Origin of the sequence: Mesorhizobium sp. M0771, assembly GCF_040320155.1 — a bacterium.
GTDB lineage: Bacteria > Pseudomonadota > Alphaproteobacteria > Rhizobiales > Rhizobiaceae > Mesorhizobium.
In genome coordinates, this window is sequence record NZ_JAMYPC010000001.1 from 233,988 (window position 1) to 250,875 (window position 16,888).

The following is a 16,888-nucleotide window of genomic DNA, read 5'->3' on the forward strand; positions in this document are numbered from 1 at the left end:
ACGGCGACATTTGAGGAGACGTGGGTTTTGTCAGGGAAAGGCAGCAATTCTGTCAAAGTTCGCCACTACAACGAGCGTTTCGTGCTCGACGCCATCCGTCGCCTCAAGGAAGCCTCCAAGTCCGATCTGGCGCGCGCGGCAAGCCTGACGCCGGCGGCCGTCGCTGCCATCGTCGACGGCCTGGAATCTTCCGGATTCGTAAAGCAAGTGGGAAAAAGGTTCGGGCAGCGCGGTTCGCCCTCCACGCTGTACCGGCTGACGCCGGAGCGCATCTACAGCGTCGGCATCAAGATCGGCCGGCGTGCGCTTGAAGCCGTTCTGGTCGACTTCGCCGGTGAAATCCGCGCAAGAGAGTCGCACGAATACCGCTTCCCCGATCCTGATTTGGTGCTGAAGGCCGGCAACATGGCGCTGGCCACCTTCGAAAAGCTGGTGGATGGGCTTGGCGATGCCAGCATCGTCGGCGTCGGCATTGCCTCACCCTATTTCCTCGGCGGCTGGAGCGAGGAACTCGGCTTTCCCGACGATCTCGGCAGCCGCTGGGAGGCGATCGACCTGACGACATGCTTTGCCACTCCGGCGAAGACGCCGGTGTTCGTGGAAAACGACGCCACGTCGGCGGCGCTGGCCGAACTTGTCCAGGGCGCCGGCGCCCGCTTTCGCGATTTCATGCACATCTCGATCGACACTTTTGTCGGCGGCGGCCTGGTGCAAGGCGGCAGGGTCCACACCGGGCCGCATGGCAACAGCGCTGCCCTCGGACCCTTGCCGGTCTCGCCCTCAAGCCTCGATTCGGTGGCGGCGAAGCCTGCGCGCTACCAGAGCCTGCTGCATCGCGCCTCGATCTATGTGCTGGTCAATCACCTGAGGTCGCGCGGCGTGGTGATCAATCGTGTGCGGGAACTCGATCCGTTGCCACCCGAAGCGCGCGTGCCGCTGTTCGAATGGATCGACGATTGTGCGAGCGCGCTGGTCGAGGCGATCATCGCCATCACCTCCATCATCGACATCGAGGCCATCGTTCTCGACTCGATCCTGCCCAGGCCGATCCATCTCGAACTGCTGGCAAGGGTGCAGACCCAGTTCAACCAGGCCAGCGCAATCGGCATCGTGGCGCCGGAGATCGTGTCGGGGCAATTCGGCCCTGAGGCCTCCTCGATCGGCGCTGCCATGCTTCCGTTCTCGGCGCTGCTGGCGCCCGACAGCGGCGTGCTCATGATCGGCAAGGACCGGACGAAACTGCTGAGCGCTCTGTCCACGCTCGGTGGCGCCAAGGGAAACGGATCAAATCCGCCCACCGACCTGCCGGCCTGAGCGCAATGCGGCGCGCCCAACGCAGGCATCGGCCGCCCTTGCCCGCCATGGCTTGCACGCCTGCCCGCCTTCCGCTATAGAGCCGCCACCCGCGTAGACACCCTTGGAGGCAACGCGGCGGAAGGCTGCCTTCCCTTGTGATCCCGAACAAAGCTCCGCGTATGCGGTTTCTGGCATTCGGACATCCAGGCCTGGCGGCTTTCGACGTTTACGGTCCAGGCACACTGCCACCGCAAACGCTCCATAAAACGCGAAAGGAAATGCCATGAGCCACGATACTTACGAGCTCAAGGCCGAAGCGCGCGAACAGGTCGGTAAGGGGTCCGCCCGTGCAGTTCGCCGCAACGGTAAAGTGCCTGCAGTTATCTACGGCGACAGACAGCCTCCCCTGGCGATTGCGCTGAACTACAAGGACGTCTTCTACAAAATCCATGGCGGCGGGTTTTTGACCACGATCGCCACGATCGATGTCGACGGCAAGAAAATCCAGGTTCTGCCCAAGGATTTCCAGCTCGACCCGGTCAAGGATTTCCCGGTCCATGTCGACTTCCTGCGCATCGGCAAGGACACCGAGGTCAACGTCGACGTGCCTGTCCACTTCATCAATGAAGACAAGTCGCCCGGCATCAAGCGCGGCGGCGTGCTCAACATCGTGCGTCATGAAGTCGAGTTCCACTGCCCGGCCAATGCGATCCCGGAATTCATCACCGTCGATCTCACCGGCGCCGACATTGGCGATTCGATCCACATCTCGGCGGTAACCCTGCCGGCCGGCGTCAAGCCGGTGATCTCCGACCGCGACTTCACCATCGCGACCATTGCCGGCTCCTCGGCGATGAAGCCGGAGACGGAAGAGACGGCGGAAGCGGCAGCCCCCGAAGCGGCGGCTCCTGCTGCCGAAGAGAAGTAATTTTCGAGCCCGGAGCAGACGATGCTTGTTTTTGCAGGCCTCGGCAATCCGGGCGCGAAATACGCTGATAACCGGCACAATGTCGGCTTCATGGCGGCGGACGCAATTGCCCGCCGCCATTCGTTTTCGCCCTGGTCGAAGAAGTTCCAGGGCCTGATCGCCGAAGGCACGATTGCCGGCGAAAAGATTCTTCTGATCAAGCCGCAGACCTTCATGAACCTGTCGGGACAGCCGGTCGGCGAAGCCCTGCGCTTCTACAAGCTCGGCCCCGAGGCGCTGACCGTCTTTTACGACGAGATCGACCTGCCGGCCGGCAAATTGCGGGTCAAAGTCGGCGGCGGCGCCGGCGGCCACAACGGCATCCGCTCGCTCGACCAGCATGTCGGCAAGAATTTTCGACGCGTGCGCATCGGCGTCGGACACCCCGGCGTCCGGGAAATGGTGCAGTCCCATGTTCTCGGCGACTTCGCCAAGGCCGATCGCGAGTGGCTGGACGTGCTGCTCGACACCATCGCCGACGATGCCGGGCTGCTGGCCAAGGGCGACGACAGTTCCTTCATGAACCGCATTACTCTGGCCCTGCGTGACAAGCTGGTGCCGACCAGCGACGACGACCGGCCGCCGCCCAAGGCGCCGAAGGCTGAAGGTCCAAAGGCTCAAAGCCACATCCGCCAGGCACGGCCACAGCAGGCGCCGGCCAAGCTGCCGGAAAGCGGCCCTATGGCCGCCATGCTGAAGAAACTGTTCGGCAAGAAGGACTGAGCGTCGATAGGATCGGGACTGCGGGGCTTGACGTTGCTCACCCCTATCGCCCATAGCCCTCATCAAATTTCTAGTTTCCCGATAGGACCGGACACATGGGTTTCAAATGCGGCATCGTTGGCTTGCCCAACGTCGGCAAGTCGACGCTTTTCAACGCGTTGACCAGGACGGCGGCGGCGCAGGCCGCCAACTATCCGTTCTGCACCATCGAACCGAACACCGGCGAGGTGGCGGTGCCTGATCCGCGGCTGCAGAAGATCGCCGCAATCGCCAAGTCTAAGGAGATCATCCCGACCCGCATCTCCTTCGTCGACATCGCCGGCCTGGTGCGCGGCGCCTCCAAGGGCGAAGGGCTGGGTAACCAGTTCCTCGCCAACATCCGTGAGGTCGACGCCATCGTGCATGTGCTGCGCTGTTTCGAGGATGACGACATCACCCATGTCGAGGGCAAGCTCGACCCTGTCGCCGACGCCGATACGGTCGAGACCGAGCTGATGCTCGCCGACCTCGACAGCCTCGAGCGCCGCATCGTGCAGATCCGCAAGCGCGCTGGCAGCAAGGACAAGGAAGCAACCACCGTGCTGCCGATGATGGAGGCCGCACTCGAGCTCCTCCAGGCCGGCAAGCCGACCCGCATCCTGCTCAACGGCATTTCAGCGGAAGACCTGCGCATCCTGCAGGGACTGAACCTCTTGACCTCGCACCCCGTGCTCTATGTATGCAACGTCGCCGAAGCCGACGCCGCCACCGGCAACGAGCACACCAAAGCCGTGGAAAAGATGGCGACCGCGCAAGGCGCCGGCACCGTGGTGATCTCGGCCGCGATCGAGGCCGAAGTCGCCCAGCTCTCCGACGAGGAAGAGATGGAGTTCCTGTCCTCGCTCGGGCTGGACGAGCCTGGCCTCAACAAGGTCATCCGCGCCGGCTACGATCTGTTGCATCTCATCACCTATTTCACCGCCGGGCCGAAGGAGACGCGCGCCTGGACGATCCACAAGGGCGACAAGGCCCCGCAGGCCGCCGGCGTCATCCACACCGATTTCGAGCGCGGCTTCATCCGCGCCCAGACCATCGCCTACAACGACTACATCACGCTGGGCGGCGAAGTGGCGGCCAAGGAAGCCGGCAAGGCGCGCGACGAAGGCAAGGAATATGTCGTCCAGGATGGTGACGTCCTGCTGTTCAAGTTCAACACCTGAGGCGCCGCGGCTGGCGCGCTGACGGCGGCCGATCACGGCTTCGTCAAGTGGAGGAGCCGGCATGCCGCTTCGCTTGACTGCCCTTGGCACCGGGTCTATGGCCGTTTGCATGCGACTTGGCCGTCCCCGTGGGAACGGCGGCGCGTGCAAGACCCATCGCTATTAAACGAAACCTTGGGCTCAACCAACGGAGACCGGCGATGATCAAGGCCTTCGTCGTCGACAATGATCGCCTGCGCCTCGCCGACGATCTCGTGGCCAATGGCGATCAGGTCGTCTGGGCCGACCTTCTCAACCCGACCAAGGAAGAAGAAACAACGATCGAGACTTGGCTCGGTGTTGCCATCCCGACGCGCGAGGAGATGGAGGAGATCGAGATTTCGAGCCGCCTCTACATCGAGGACGGCGCCTACTTCATGACCGCCACCTTGCCGGCGCAGACCGAAATCGATGATCCCTTGATGTCACCGGTTACCTTTGTGCTTGCCGGCCCGAGACTGGTCACCATCCGCTATCATGAGCCGAAGGCGTTCAAGACCTTTCCCCTGCGCGCCGAGAAGGTGGCGACAGGCTGCACCACCGGCAACACCATCCTGATCGGCCTGCTGGAGGCGATCGTCGATCGCCTAGCCGATATTCTCGAACGCGCCGGCCGTGACATCGAGACGATCTCGCGCGATATCTTCGAAGCGCGGTCGACCAAGGTGAACAAGCGCAATCGCGACTTCCAGGAACTGCTCAAGGCCATCGGCCGCAAGGAGGACATTGCCTCCTCGATCCGCGACAGCCTGATCTCGCTGCAGCGCCTCACCGGCTTCCTTGCCCACGTCGCGACCCAGATCAAGATGAGCAAGGACGTCCGCGCCCGCATCAAGACAGTATCGCGCGACGTCCTGTCGCTCGCCGACCACGCCACCTTCCTGTCGCAGAAGATCTCGTTCCTGCTCGACGCGACGCTCGGCATGATCTCGATCGAGCAGAACGCCATAATCAAGATCTTCTCGGTCGCCGCCGTCATCTTCCTGCCGCCGACGCTGGTGGCTTCGATCTACGGCATGAATTTCGACGTCATCCCGGAGCTGAAATGGGAGCTCGGCTATCCCTTCGCCATCGCCCTGATGATCCTGTCGGCGATCCTGCCGTTCTGGTATTTCCGCCGCCGCGGCTGGTTGTAGGCCCAATAGAATTCGCTTGACCAAACGCCGCCCGGACGGCATCCGGATGCCCGGTGATCGTACAACCGGATTAAGATCATGACCGCAAAAAGCTGGGCCTACGAGGATTTCACCGAGGGCGCGTCGATCGACCTCGGCGCCAAGCAAGTGAGTGCGGCCGAAATCATCGAATTCGCCACCGAATTCGACCCGCAGCCGATGCATCTCGACGAAGCCGCTGGCAAGGCCAGCATCCTTGGCGGCTTGGCCGCCTCCGGCTGGCACACCTGCGCGATCTTCATGCGCATGCTGTGCGACGCCTTCCTGCTCGACTCGACCGCGCAAGGCGCGCCCGGCATCGACCAGGTCAAATGGAAGAAGCCGGTGCTGGCCGGCGACACACTGGCCGGCAGCACCAGCGTGCTTGCCAGGCGCCTGTCGAAATCCAGGCCTCAGCTCGGCCTCGTCACCTTGCGCAGCGAACTGTTCAACCAGCGCGGTGAAAGCGTCTTCGAACTTGAGAACACTGTCATGTTCTTGACCCGCGAGGCCGGCGCATGAGCCTCGACGCGTTCTTCCGCATCGGCGATACCATCAACCTCGGTTCGCACACATTCGAAACCGAGGCGATCAAGGCGTTCGCCTGCAAATACGATCCACAGGTCTTTCATGTCGACGAGGAGGCGGCGAAGAAAAGCGTGTTCGGCCGCCTCTGCGCCTCAGGCTGGCACACCGCGGCCACCTGGATGAAGCTCAATCTCAAAAATCCTATGGACGCTTCTCAATGGACCGGACCCGGCCCGGTACCAGAATTCGGCCCCTCCCCCGGCTTCAGGAACCTGAAATGGCCAAAGCCGGTCTATGCCGGAGAAACCGTCACCTTCATGCGCACGGCCCTGTCCCACCGCCCGCTTGCCACCCGCCCCGGCTGGCGCCTGCTGGCGCTGCGCTCGGAAGGTTCCGATTCGGCAGGCGACAAGGTGCTGGAGTTCGACAGCGCCGTGCTGGTGAAGGCTGGGTAGGGCTAGGGTTTAGGCAGTAGGGATTAGGCAGCAGTGGGTGCTGCGCCTTGCACGGAATGCGGAGCTTCCTCCCAACTCCCTACTCCCTACTCCCTACTCCCTACTCCCTACTCCCTACTCCCTAATGCCCCTCAAACCCGATCAACGTCCGCACCGGCACGCCCAGCGCTTCGAGCTTCGCCCGTCCGCCGAGATCCGGCAGGTCGATGACGAAGCACGCGGCAAGAATATCGGCGCCGATCTGCCTTAGCAGCTTGACCGCCGCCTCCGCCGTGCCGCCGGTCGCGATCAGGTCGTCAACCAGGATCACCTTCTCGCCCGGCGCAACGCCGTCCTTGTGCATCTCCATCTCGTCCAGCCCGTACTCCAGGCTGTAGGCGACGCGTACCGTCTCGTAAGGCAGCTTGCCCTTCTTCCGGATCGGCACGAAACCGGCCGAAAGCTGGTGCGCGACCGCACCGCCGAGGATGAAGCCGCGTGCCTCGATGCCGGCGATCTTGTCGATCTTCTGCCCGGCATAGGGATGCACCAGCTCGTCGATGGCGCGGCGGAAGGCGCGCGCATTGCCGAGCAAAGTGGTGATGTCGCGAAACAGGATGCCGGGCTTGGGGTAGTCCGGAATGGTGCGGATCGCGGCGAGCAGCGTGTCTTCGAGCGAGGATTTCATGGGTCGAGATTACCTGAAACGGAGGTTGTTGCGCGACAATTGTTCGATCGAACTGCAGCCCATCAGCTTCATGCCGCGCTCGATCTCGACCCGCATCTGCTCCAGCGCCCGCTCGACGCCCGGCTGTCCGGCCGCCGCCAAGGGGAACAGATAGTAGCGGCCGACGCCAACAGCCTTGGCGCCGAGCGACAGCGCCTTCAGCACATGGGTGCCGCGCTGCACGCCGCCATCCATGATGACGTCTATTCTGTCGCCGACGGCATCGACGACCTCGGCCAGTTGGTCGAACGCCGCCCGCGAGCCGTCCAGCTGCCGGCCGCCATGGTTGGACAGCACAATGCCGCTGCAGCCGATCTCGACGGCGCGCTTGGCATCCTCCACGGACATGACGCCCTTGAGACAGAACGGACCTCCCCACAGTCTGACCATCTCGGCAACATCGTCCCAGGTCATCGACGGATCGAGCATCTCGGTGAAGTAGCGGCTGATCGACATCGTGCCGCCGCCCATGTCGACATGCTCGTCGAGCTGCGGCAGCTTGAACCCCTCATGGGTGAAATAGTTGATCGCCCAGCCCGGCTTCAGCGCGAACTGCAGCATGCCGGCAAGGTTGAGCTTGAAGGGGATGGCAAAGCCGGTGCGCTTGTCGCGCTCGCGGTTGCCTCCGGTGATGCTGTCGACGGTCAGCATCATCACTTCGACTCCAACCGCTTTCGCCCGCTGCATCATCGCCCGGTTGAGGCCGCGATCCCGGTGGAAATAGAACTGGTAGACCTGCGGGCTGCTGCTGATCTTGCGCGCTTCCTCAAGACTGACAGTGCCGAGCGAGGACACGCCGAACATCGTGCCGAATTTGGCCGAAGCCTTGGCCACCGCGCGCTCGCCTTGATGATGGAACAGCCGCTGCAAGGCGGTCGGCGAGCAATAGACGGGCATGGCCAGCTTCTGGCCCATCACCGTCACCGACATGTCGATCTCGCTTACCCCGCGCAGCACGTTGGGAACGAGGTCGCAGCGCTCGAAGCTCTCGGTGTTGCGGCGGTAGGTGACCTCATCGTCGGCCGCGCCATCGATGTAGTTGAAGATTGGCCCCGGCAACCGCTGCTGGGCCATGCGCCGGAAATCGGAAAAGTTGTGACAGTCGCGTAGCCGCATCATCGATCCCAAATGCCCCTTTAGCCGGCGATCCGCCGGGCGCGCGTGCAATACCAATCGCATGGCGGCGTGCCAACGGACTTCTTACTGGACGGCTGCTGCGCCAAGATGCGAACCATGTCCGGTTTGGCAAGCAAAAAGGGCGTCCGAAGACGCCCTTTCCATTTCCGAGGAATAAGATGCGGCTTAGTGCGCCACGCCTTCCCACACCTTGCGCTTGGTCAGATACATCAGCGCCCCGAACAGAAGCAGAAACACCAGCACGCGGAAGCCGGTCTTCTTGCGGTCTTCCATATGCGGCTCGGCCGCCCACATCAGGAACGCCGAGACGTCGCGCGAATACTGGTCGATCGTCTGCGGCGAACCGTCATCGTAGGTCACCTGGCCGTCGGAGAGCGGCTTGGGCATCTTCAGCGACACGCCGGACATGAAGTATGGATTGTAGTGGGTGCCTTCGGGGATCACCATGCCGGCAGGTGGCGTCTCGTCGTAGCCGGTCAGCAGCGAATGGATGTAGTCCGGGCCGCCCTGCGCATATTGCGTGAAGATGTCGAAGACGAAGCGCGGGAAGCCGCGCTCGACGCCGCGCGCCTTGGCCAGCAGCGACATATCCGGTGGCGCAGCGCCGCCGTTGGAAGCGGCAGCCGCCTCCTCATTGGCGAACGGCGCCGGGAAATGGTCTGACGGCTTGCCCGGCCGATCGAACATGTCGCCGGCATCGTTGGGTCCATCATGGATGGTGTACTCGGCCGACAGCGACTTGATCTGCGCTTCCGAATAGCCGAGGTCCTCCAGCGTGCGGAACGCCACCAAATTCATCGAGTGGCAGGCCGAGCAGACTTCCTTGTAGACCTTCAGGCCACGCTGCAGCTGCGCCTTGTCGTAGGTGCCGAACGGACCGGCAAAAGTCCAGTCCATCTCCTTCGGCTCGTGGATCGGGAAATGCGTCGGTGCCGCCGCGTTGTGCGCCTCTTCAGCGGCGATCGCCACACTGCCGACGGCTCCGATGCCAGCGGCAAACACGCCTAGCAGGGCGAGCGAGGTGAGAATCTTTTTCATGCCAAATCCCCTTAGATTCTCACTCAGCCTTTGGTTTCCGGCGCCGCGGTCGCACCGGACGGATGTCCCCCTCCGGCACCCTTGTTCTTCTCCAGCACCGCCTCGGTGATCGAATTCGGCAGTCTGCGTGGCGTCTCGATCAGGCCAAGCACCGGCAGGATGACGAGGAAGAAGGCGAAGTAGAACAGTGTCGCCGCTTGAGCGTAGCCAACGTAGTTGCCCGAGACCTCACCTATCAGGAGGGTCAACAGACCGCCGCCTTCCGCCGGCTGCGAGCCAAGCCAGCCAAGCAGGACAGCGTCTGCGACGAACAGCCAGAAGAACAGCTTGTACCAGGGCCGGTAGACCGCCGAGCGCACCTTGGAGGTGTCGAGCCACGGCACCAGGAACAGCATGACGATGGCGCCGAACATGCACAGCACGCCACCGAGCTTGGAGTTGATCGGCCCGATGTTGAAGGTGATCGCGCGCAGGATCGCGTAGAACGGCAGGAAGTACCATTCCGGCACGATGTGGGCCGGCGTCTTCAGCGGGTTGGCGATCATGTAATTGTCCGGATGGCCGAGAAAGTTCGGCAGGTAGAAGACGAAATAGGCGAAGAAGAACAGGAACACGATCATGCCGAATGCATCCTTGATGGTCGCATAGGGCGTAAAGGCAACGGTGTCGGTCTTCGATTTCACCTCGATGCCGGTCGGGTTCGACTGGCCGACCACGTGCAGCGCCCAGACGTGCAGCACGACGACGCCGGCGATCATGAACGGCAGCAAATAGTGCAGCGCAAAGAAGCGGTTGAGCGTCGGGTTGTCGACGGCGAAACCGCCGAGCAGCACTTCCTGGATCCAGTTGCCGACCAGCGGAATGGCGCTGAAGAAGCCGGTGATGACGGTGGCGCCCCAGAAGCTCATCTGACCCCAGGGCAGCACATAGCCCATGAAGCCGGTCGCCATCATCAGCAGATAGATGATGCAGCCGAGGATCCACAGCAGCTCGCGCGGCGCCTTGTAGGAGCCGTAATAAAGCCCGCGGAAGATGTGGATGTAGACGGCGACGAAGAAGAACGAGGCGCCGTTGGAATGCATGTAGCGCAACAGCCAGCCCGAATTGACGTCGCGCATGATCTTCTCGACCGAATTGAAGGCGAGGTTGGTGTCGGCGGTATAGTGCATGGCCAGCACGATACCGGTCAGGATCTGCGCCACCAGCATGATCGTGAGGATGCCGCCGAAGGTCCACGCATAGTTAAGGTTGCGCGGCACCGGATAGGCGATGAAGCTGTCATAGACCATGCGCGGCAGCGGCATGCGGGCGTCGAACCAGCGTTCGATACCGGTCTTGGGCGTATAGGTCGAGTGTCCCTCGCTCATCGAATTATCCCCTGCCTCAACCGATAAGGATTTTGGTATCGGAAATGAACTTGAATACCGGCACGGCCATGTTTTCCGGCGCCGGGCCTTTGCGGATGCGGCCGGCGGTATCGTACACCGAACCGTGGCACGGGCAGAACCAGCCGCCGAAATCGCCTTCCTGGCCAAGCGGAATGCACCCCAGATGCGTGCAGACCTGCACCATCACCATCCAGGCTTCCTTGCCGGGCGTGGTGCGGTTGGCATCGGTCGCCGGCGCATCGGCGGGCAGATTGGCGTTGCGGGCAATAGGATCCTTGAGATCGGCAAGGTTCACGGCTTCGCCGTCCTTCATCTCCTGCTCGGTGCGATTGCGCACCACGACCGGCTTGCCGCGCCATTTGACGATCAGCGACATGCCAGGCGTCAGCGAGGCGACGTCGACCTCGACCGAGGCCAGCGCCAGCGTCGAGGCATCGGGGCGCATCTGGTCGATGAAGGGCCAGGCAACGGCGCCTGCGCCAACCACTGCGGCCATGCCGGTGGCGACGTAGAGAAAATCACGACGGTTGGGATCCTGGGTGTCGGTTGCGCTCACGGGTGCCTGATCCTTTCGCCTCTTCCGAGCCGGCGGCCGAGCTTTGTCCCCGCTCCATCGCGCCGGCCCGACAGCGCATGGCGAACAAGCTAGCGAATTCCTCCGGCATTTGGATTTCGGTTTATGCGTGAAGCCCGTTTTTGTCCAGCGGGCTGAAGCCACAAGGGCAGATTGTCGCGGGGACAGAACAGCGCGTCAGTTGGCCAGATGCCCAAAGGTCGGCAAAGGCGGCTAAACAACAGGGAAATATAAGCAAATCCGAGGCTCCCCGCCTGTCTCGACAGGACAGGTTGCCGTGATCTAGTCTCGCCGGCATGGCACATATTATCGACCGCGAGACCTGGACCAGGACGCCCGGCCGCTGGCAGGGCGAACTGCAATGCGGCGCCTACGACTCCAACTCCTGCCTGATTTTCAACTATCAGGAAGAGATTGGCGGCGGCCCGCGCCTGCACACGCATCCCTATTGTGAAATCTTCATCATCCGGCAAGGCACCGGCCTGTTCACGATCGGCGACCAGCAGATCGAGGCCACGGCCGGCCAGATCCTGATCGTGCCGCCTGATACGCCGCACAAATTCACCAATCTCGGCCCAGGCCCGCTCGAAACGACCGACATCAAACGGCAGCTTCATCACCGAATGGCTGGAATGATTGTTGCCGGCTGGTGACCTCTAGCTTGCACCGAGCCTGACCAGCACGGCCCTTGGGATATCGTATTCGCGGATGACCGACTCATGCCGGCGCAGGCCGCAGAGTTCACGCTGGATGAAATAGGCGTGCACCGCTGCGGCAGCCTCCTTGAGCAGCCGCGGTCGCTGCTCCTCGTCGTCGTTGTTCTGACGGAGCTTGGCCAGCGTTTCCTCGACCCGTTGGCCGGCACGGCCGAGCGCTGCGGCCTTTTCAGCCAGTATCTCATGGCCGAGGGCGTCGAACGCGGCTTCGGCAGCCGAGGCGCCTAGGGATGGCGGACGCAGTGACATCTCAGCCTCCTTTTCTGTCTTGAGAGAGCATCATGCGGTGCGTGACGAATTCTTCGCCCACCACCGGCTGGAAGCCAAGCCGTTCATAGAACCCAAAGGCTCCTTGTGGCGCGCGGGTGTTCAGCACGGCAAAATGCTGACGTGCCCTGTCAATGACGGTCTCGACCAGCATGCGGCCAACGCCGCTGCGGCGATGACGCGCGCTGACGAACAGGTGCCTGACCCGGCCGTGGTCCCTGCCTTCGAAATAGGGATCGATGTTCAACCCGCACACACCAGCGAGTTCTCGGCCATCCCATGCGCCAAACAGCGCCTCGCCTCGTTTCAGGAACTTGTTGCAGCCGCCTGCCCAGCCATCCGCCAGCCGCACCAGCATCCAGTAGCCCTCCAGCCGGCTCTCCTCCTTCAGCGCGTCGAAGGCCGGCGCGGTTGGCCGCAGCCGCTTGAGGACGTAGCCGACATCAGGCGACACTGCCATGCCCTACTCCGCCGGCCGTGTCTCTTCCAGCACGCTTTCCTCGTGGTAGAGGAAGCCGCCGGACTGCCGCTTCCACAGCCGCGCATAGAGCCCGTCGAGCGCCACCAGCTCGTCATGCGTGCCCTGTTCGACGATGCGGCCTCCGTCCAGCACCACAAGACGGTCGAGCGCGGCGATGGTCGACAGCCGGTGCGCTATGGCGATGACCGTCTTGTTCTCCATCAGCCTGGCCAGATTCTCCTGGATCGCCGCCTCGATGTCGGAATCGAGCGCCGAGGTCGCCTCGTCGAGGATCAGGATCGGCGCATCCTTGAGGAAGACGCGGGCGATCGCGACGCGCTGGCGCTGGCCGCCCGACAGTTTCACGCCGCGCTCGCCGACAAAAGCCTCGTAGCCGGTACGGTCCCGGTTGTCGCGCAGGCCCAATATGAACACGTGCGCCTCGGCCTTCTTCGCCGCCGCGATCACCTCGGCGTCAGTTGCATCCGGCATGCCGAGCTTGATGTTGTCGCGTAGCGAGCGGTGGAACAGCGCCGTGTCCTGGCTGACCACGCCGATATTGGCGCGCAGCGAGTTCTGCGTCACCTCGGCGACGTCTTGCCCGTCGATCAGGATTTTCCCGCTCTCGAGGTCGTAGAGGCGCAGGATGAGATTGGCTAAGGTCGTCTTGCCCGCACCGGACGGCCCGACCAGCCCGACCTTCTCGCCAGGCTTGACCACAAGGTCGATGCCATTCAGCACGCCAAAACCCTTGCCGTAGTGGAACTCGACATTCTTCACCTCGATGCGGCCGCCGGCGACGACAAGCTCTTTCGCATCCGGCGCATCGACAAGGCCAAGCGGCTGCGAGATCAGCGCCTTGGAGTTTTCCAGGACGCCGAGATTTCGCAATATGCCGTTGAGCTGCATCATCACGCGCCCGAGCAGCATGTTGAGCCGCAAGACCAGCGACAGCGTGAACGCGACGGCGCCGACGGTGATCGACCCTTCGACCCAGAGATAGACGGCAAAGCAGCCAATCGCGGTGATCATGATGCCCGACAGCGTCGTCAGCGCCATGCGCACGCCGGTCAGCCGGCGGGTGAAGGGCCGTAGTGCATCGAGATAGATGTCGAAGCCGTTCTTGATGTAGCGGTCGTCGCCGTCGGCCGAGAATAGCTTCAGCGTCTGCACGTTGGAATAGGAATCGATGATGCGCCCATTGATCATCGAGCCAGCTTCAGCCGTGGCCTCGGCATGCCTGCGGATCGAGGGCAGATAGAGCTTGGCCAGCCAGGCGAACGCGAGGATCCAGATCACCACCAGCACGGCCAGGCGCAGATCCAGCCCGGCGACCAGCGCCAAGGTCGTCACCGTATAGATGAGCATGAACCAGATGACCTCGATGAAGCTCTCCATCAGGTCGCCGGTCGCCTGCCCCGCCTGCCAGACTTTTGTCGCGATACGGCCGGCGAAATCGTTCTGGAAGAAAGTGTAGGACTGGCGCGATACGTGCCGGTGCGCCTGCCAGCGCACCAGATTGTAGAAGCCCGGCGTAATCGTCTGTTCGTTGACCAGCGCCGACAGGCCGACGACGACGGTGCGGATGACCAGCACCACTGCGATCATGAAAACAAGCTCAGGCCCGGCGGCGGTCCACAGCGCGTGCCAGCTGCGCTCGCCAGGAAGCTGGTCGAGAATATCGACCAGCCGCCCGACGAAGTAGAAAAGCCCGGCCTCGATCAGCGGCGCGATGCCGCCGATGACAAGCATGGCGAAGAAGGCGAACTTCGCCTGGCCGACATAGTGCCAGAGGAAGCCGCCGACGCTTGACTGCGGCCGAAGGTCCGCCGGCTCCCTGAACGGATAGACCCAGTTCTCGAACCAGCGATAGACGGCTGTCATCATGCTGACGTCATCACTCTGCGGCTTCACCCTTCACGCCGATGTCGTTGGCAACAGCGTCATTGGCGGCATCGACCGGACCGTCGTCGAGCAGGAACCCGCCCGACTGGCGCTGCCAGAGCTGCGCGTAGAGCCCGCCGCTGGCGACGAGTTCCTCGTGCGACCCCTCCTCGATGACACGGCCCTTGTCGAGGACGACGAGCCTGTCCATCGCCGCGATGGTCGACAGCCGGTGCGCAATGGCGATGACGGTCTTGCCTTGCATGAGCTTGTAGAGATTCTCCTGGATGGCGGCCTCGGCTTCGGAATCCAGCGCCGACGTCGCTTCGTCAAGGATAAGTATCGGTGCGTCCTTCAACATAACGCGAGCAATGGCGATGCGTTGCCGCTGGCCGCCGGACAATTTGACGCCGCGGTCGCCGACATGAGCGTCGAGCCCTTTACGTCCGGTGTGATCCGAAAGCCTGCCGATAAACTCCAGCGCCTCGGCCCGCCCGGCTGCCTCGATAACCATTTCCTCCGTCGCATCGGGCCGCCCGTAAAGGATATTGTCGCGCACAGAACGATGCAGCAGCGAAGTGTCCTGCGTCACCATGCCGATCTGCGCGCGCAGCGAATCCTGCGTCACCGAAGCGATCTCCTGGCCGTCGATCAGGATCCGGCCGTTCTCGAGGTCGTAGAACCGCAACAGGAGATTGACCAGCGTCGACTTGCCCGCGCCCGAGCGCCCGACAATGCCGACTTTCTCGCCGGGCTTCACCGTCAGCGACAGGTTCTCGATGACGCCCTTCTGCTTGCCATAGTGGAAACGAATGTCGTCGAAGCGGATCTCGCCCTTGGTGACGGCAATGTCCTTCGCCCCCGGCCGGTCTTCGACCAGGCGCGGCAGCGAGATCGAGGCGATGCCGTCTTGCACCGTGCCGATGTTTTCGAACAGGCTCGACATTTCCCACATGATCCACTGCGACATGCCCCACATACGGAGCACGAGGCCGATGACCACGGCGACGGCGCCGATCGTCACCGCCTGGCCGAGCCACAGCCACAGCGCCGTCGCCGTCACCGAAAACAGGAGCAGCGCGTTGAGGATATAGAGCAGGCCGTAAAGCACCGTCACCAGCCGCATCGACCGGTAGACCGTGTCGAGGAAGCCTGCCATGCCTTCTCTGGCGAACGTTGCTTCGCGCCGTGCATGGGAAAACAACTTGACCGTCTGGATGTTGGTGTAGCTGTCAACCACGCGGCCGGTCATAGTCGAGCGCGCATTGGCCTGCGCCTCCCCGACCTTGCCCAGCTTCGGGATGATATAGCGCAACAACCCGATATAGCCGAGCAGCCAGACGCCGAGAGGTGCCGCCAGCCGCAAGTCGGCCGAGCCGACGATGAACAGCATGCCGAGGAAATAGACGATTACGTAATTGAGCACCTCGATCACCTTGATGACGCATTCGCGCACGGCGAGTGCCGTCTGCATCAGCTTGGTGGCGATGCGGCCGGCGAATTCGTCCTGGTAGAAGCTCATCGACTGCTTCAAGAGATAACGATGCACCTGCCATCGGATGCGCATGGGGTAGTTGCCCATCAGCGTCTGCTGGTTGAGCAAAGAATGCAGCCATACTGTACCTGGCAGCGCGAACAGCACGACGAAGGCCATGCCGGCGAGCTTCCAGCTCTCGGTCTGCAGGAAGGTTTCGCGGTTCTGCCCGGACAGCCAGTCGACGATGTGGCCCATGAAGCCGAACATCCACACTTCCGCGATGGCAATCGCCGTCACCAGCACCGCGTCGAGGATGATGTATGGCCAGGCGCCGCGGGTATAATGCACGCAGAAGGCAACCAGCGTCTTCGGCGGCTCGACCGGTTCCGCTGCGGGGAACGGATCGAGCCTTCTTTCAAACCAGCTAAACATAGTGATGCTCACAAAACTTTTGTCCGCTCATGCGGCGCGGGAAAAATCCCCGGGGCGCTCCGCGTCCCCAGACCGTACGTCGGCGGGGACCGACGGCCCGGAATCACCCGGGCCATCGGTCCTGCTTCGCGCAATATAGGGACTTGCGGGCTTTTCACCGACAGAAGCCTTCGACTGAGCTGACGGCACGCCGCCAGCAGTCCGGTTTTTCGCGCCCGGCCGGATCAGCCGGATGATCCGGCGCACCAGCGACGGCCGGCTGTGGTCGGGAACCGCACGCGAGAAATCGACATCCGGCAACATGCCGCGATGCGGACGCCGGCGCGTCTCGGCATGAACCGCCGACGAATAGGTCTCGCCGACCAGCAACGCCCAGGTCGCCGTCTTGCGTTCGTGCAGGCTTCTTGAACCAGGTATCTTATAGGGATCGAACATCGGTCCGTCCTCC

17 protein-coding genes and 1 pseudogene are annotated in these 16,888 nt (G+C 62.8%); 8 read left to right on the forward strand and 10 right to left on the reverse strand.

Annotated features, from left to right (window positions below):
• The first annotated feature begins 27 nt into the window (after positions 1 to 27).
• From NKI05_RS01125 to NKI05_RS01155, 7 genes are all read left to right on the forward strand, one after another.
• Entirely contained in the window at positions 28 to 1,314 is a 1,287-nt protein-coding gene (locus NKI05_RS01125; RefSeq protein WP_023814993.1) for an ROK family transcriptional regulator, read from the forward strand.
• A gap of 265 nt (positions 1,315 to 1,579) precedes the next feature.
• Positions 1,580 to 2,224: a 50S ribosomal protein L25/general stress protein Ctc gene (locus NKI05_RS01130; protein WP_023686131.1), complete on the forward strand. Its 645-nt coding sequence runs from the start codon at positions 1,580 to 1,582 to the stop codon at positions 2,222 to 2,224.
• A gap of 21 nt (positions 2,225 to 2,245) precedes the next feature.
• Positions 2,246 to 2,986, forward strand: coding sequence for an aminoacyl-tRNA hydrolase (pth, locus tag NKI05_RS01135; protein ID WP_023711142.1), 741 nt, complete (start codon positions 2,246 to 2,248; stop codon positions 2,984 to 2,986).
• Between the two features lie 95 nt (positions 2,987 to 3,081).
• Positions 3,082 to 4,185, forward strand: a complete 1,104-nt coding sequence (gene ychF / locus NKI05_RS01140; protein WP_352792144.1) for a redox-regulated ATPase YchF — start codon at positions 3,082 to 3,084, stop codon at positions 4,183 to 4,185.
• Between the two features lie 200 nt (positions 4,186 to 4,385).
• Positions 4,386 to 5,360 carry a magnesium/cobalt transporter CorA gene (gene corA / locus NKI05_RS01145; RefSeq protein ID WP_023814992.1) on the forward strand — a complete coding sequence of 325 codons (975 nt, stop codon included), beginning with the start codon at positions 4,386 to 4,388 and terminating at the stop codon, positions 5,358 to 5,360.
• Between the two features lie 78 nt (positions 5,361 to 5,438).
• Complete coding sequence (locus NKI05_RS01150; RefSeq protein WP_023670033.1) at positions 5,439 to 5,900, forward strand: MaoC family dehydratase; 462 nt, start codon at positions 5,439 to 5,441, stop codon at positions 5,898 to 5,900.
• On the forward strand, positions 5,897 to 6,361 hold the full coding sequence (locus tag NKI05_RS01155) for a MaoC family dehydratase (protein ID WP_023814991.1): 465 nt from the start codon (positions 5,897 to 5,899) through the stop codon (positions 6,359 to 6,361). Before NKI05_RS01150 ends, NKI05_RS01155 begins: the two co-directional genes overlap by 4 nt.
• 121 nt (positions 6,362 to 6,482) lie before the next feature.
• Here NKI05_RS01155 and NKI05_RS01160 read toward each other — a convergent pair whose 3' ends face one another.
• The 5 genes from NKI05_RS01160 to petA all read right to left on the reverse strand — a co-directional run bounded on the left by NKI05_RS01160 (position 6,483) and on the right by petA (position 11,186).
• On the reverse strand, positions 6,483 to 7,028 hold the full coding sequence (locus NKI05_RS01160) for an adenine phosphoribosyltransferase (RefSeq protein WP_013529989.1): 546 nt from the start codon (positions 7,026 to 7,028) through the stop codon (positions 6,483 to 6,485).
• A 9-nt stretch (positions 7,029 to 7,037) separates the two neighbouring features.
• Positions 7,038 to 8,183 (reverse strand): alpha-hydroxy acid oxidase, encoded by a 1,146-nt coding sequence (locus NKI05_RS01165; RefSeq protein WP_023814990.1) that lies wholly within the window; start codon positions 8,181 to 8,183, stop codon positions 7,038 to 7,040.
• Positions 8,184 to 8,369: 186 nt separating this feature from the next.
• Positions 8,370 to 9,242 (reverse strand): cytochrome c1, encoded by an 873-nt coding sequence (locus tag NKI05_RS01170; protein ID WP_023670029.1) that lies wholly within the window; start codon positions 9,240 to 9,242, stop codon positions 8,370 to 8,372.
• Between the two features lie 23 nt (positions 9,243 to 9,265).
• Positions 9,266 to 10,609 (reverse strand): cytochrome b, encoded by a 1,344-nt coding sequence (locus NKI05_RS01175; RefSeq protein WP_352792145.1) that lies wholly within the window; start codon positions 10,607 to 10,609, stop codon positions 9,266 to 9,268.
• Positions 10,610 to 10,625: 16 nt separating this feature from the next.
• Complete coding sequence (gene petA, locus NKI05_RS01180; protein WP_023670027.1) at positions 10,626 to 11,186, reverse strand: ubiquinol-cytochrome c reductase iron-sulfur subunit; 561 nt, start codon at positions 11,184 to 11,186, stop codon at positions 10,626 to 10,628.
• A 314-nt stretch (positions 11,187 to 11,500) separates the two neighbouring features.
• On the opposite strand from petA, the pseudogene NKI05_RS01185 reads away from it, so the two are divergent.
• A pseudogene (locus NKI05_RS01185) lies at positions 11,501 to 11,840 on the forward strand (cupin domain-containing protein).
• Between the two features lie 20 nt (positions 11,841 to 11,860).
• Here the strand turns inward: NKI05_RS01185 and NKI05_RS01190 are convergent.
• The 5 genes from NKI05_RS01190 to NKI05_RS01210 are packed head-to-tail and all read right to left on the reverse strand — an operon-like array spanning position 11,861 to position 16,875.
• Positions 11,861 to 12,169, reverse strand: coding sequence for a DUF6665 family protein (locus tag NKI05_RS01190; protein WP_023683695.1), 309 nt, complete (start codon positions 12,167 to 12,169; stop codon positions 11,861 to 11,863).
• A gap of 1 nt (position 12,170) precedes the next feature.
• Positions 12,171 to 12,647 carry a GNAT family N-acetyltransferase gene (locus tag NKI05_RS01195; protein ID WP_352792146.1) on the reverse strand — a complete coding sequence of 159 codons (477 nt, stop codon included), beginning with the start codon at positions 12,645 to 12,647 and terminating at the stop codon, positions 12,171 to 12,173.
• A 3-nt stretch (positions 12,648 to 12,650) separates the two neighbouring features.
• Entirely contained in the window at positions 12,651 to 14,534 is a 1,884-nt protein-coding gene (locus NKI05_RS01200; RefSeq protein WP_023814987.1) for an ABC transporter ATP-binding protein, read from the reverse strand.
• Positions 14,535 to 14,544: 10 nt separating this feature from the next.
• The gene (locus NKI05_RS01205) at positions 14,545 to 16,440 is read right to left on the reverse strand and encodes an ABC transporter ATP-binding protein (RefSeq protein ID WP_023686140.1); all 1,896 of its coding nucleotides are present in this window, start codon (positions 16,438 to 16,440) and stop codon (positions 14,545 to 14,547) included.
• A 27-nt stretch (positions 16,441 to 16,467) separates the two neighbouring features.
• Positions 16,468 to 16,875 carry a hypothetical protein gene (locus tag NKI05_RS01210; protein ID WP_023744285.1) on the reverse strand — a complete coding sequence of 136 codons (408 nt, stop codon included), beginning with the start codon at positions 16,873 to 16,875 and terminating at the stop codon, positions 16,468 to 16,470.
• Positions 16,876 to 16,888: the final 13 nt, after the last annotated feature.

Coding starts and splice junctions, on each gene's coding strand:
- NKI05_RS01130 (WP_023686131.1), top strand. CDS start 1,580: ATGAGCCACGATACTTACGAGCTCAAGGCCGAAGCGCGCGAACAGGTC.
- NKI05_RS01170 (WP_023670029.1), bottom strand. CDS start 9,242: ATGAAAAAGATTCTCACCTCGCTCGCCCTGCTAGGCGTGTTTGCCGCT.
- NKI05_RS01165 (WP_023814990.1), bottom strand. CDS start 8,183: ATGCGGCTACGCGACTGTCACAACTTTTCCGATTTCCGGCGCATGGCC.
- corA (WP_023814992.1), top strand. CDS start 4,386: ATGATCAAGGCCTTCGTCGTCGACAATGATCGCCTGCGCCTCGCCGAC.
- NKI05_RS01175 (WP_352792145.1), bottom strand. CDS start 10,609: ATGAGCGAGGGACACTCGACCTATACGCCCAAGACCGGTATCGAACGC.
- ychF (WP_352792144.1), top strand. CDS start 3,082: ATGGGTTTCAAATGCGGCATCGTTGGCTTGCCCAACGTCGGCAAGTCG.
- NKI05_RS01210 (WP_023744285.1), bottom strand. CDS start 16,875: ATGTTCGATCCCTATAAGATACCTGGTTCAAGAAGCCTGCACGAACGC.
- NKI05_RS01200 (WP_023814987.1), bottom strand. CDS start 14,534: ATGATGACAGCCGTCTATCGCTGGTTCGAGAACTGGGTCTATCCGTTC.
- NKI05_RS01155 (WP_023814991.1), top strand. CDS start 5,897: ATGAGCCTCGACGCGTTCTTCCGCATCGGCGATACCATCAACCTCGGT.
- NKI05_RS01195 (WP_352792146.1), bottom strand. CDS start 12,647: ATGGCAGTGTCGCCTGATGTCGGCTACGTCCTCAAGCGGCTGCGGCCA.
- NKI05_RS01205 (WP_023686140.1), bottom strand. CDS start 16,440: ATGTTTAGCTGGTTTGAAAGAAGGCTCGATCCGTTCCCCGCAGCGGAA.
- NKI05_RS01160 (WP_013529989.1), bottom strand. CDS start 7,028: ATGAAATCCTCGCTCGAAGACACGCTGCTCGCCGCGATCCGCACCATT.
- NKI05_RS01150 (WP_023670033.1), top strand. CDS start 5,439: ATGACCGCAAAAAGCTGGGCCTACGAGGATTTCACCGAGGGCGCGTCG.
- pth (WP_023711142.1), top strand. CDS start 2,246: ATGCTTGTTTTTGCAGGCCTCGGCAATCCGGGCGCGAAATACGCTGAT.
- NKI05_RS01190 (WP_023683695.1), bottom strand. CDS start 12,169: ATGTCACTGCGTCCGCCATCCCTAGGCGCCTCGGCTGCCGAAGCCGCG.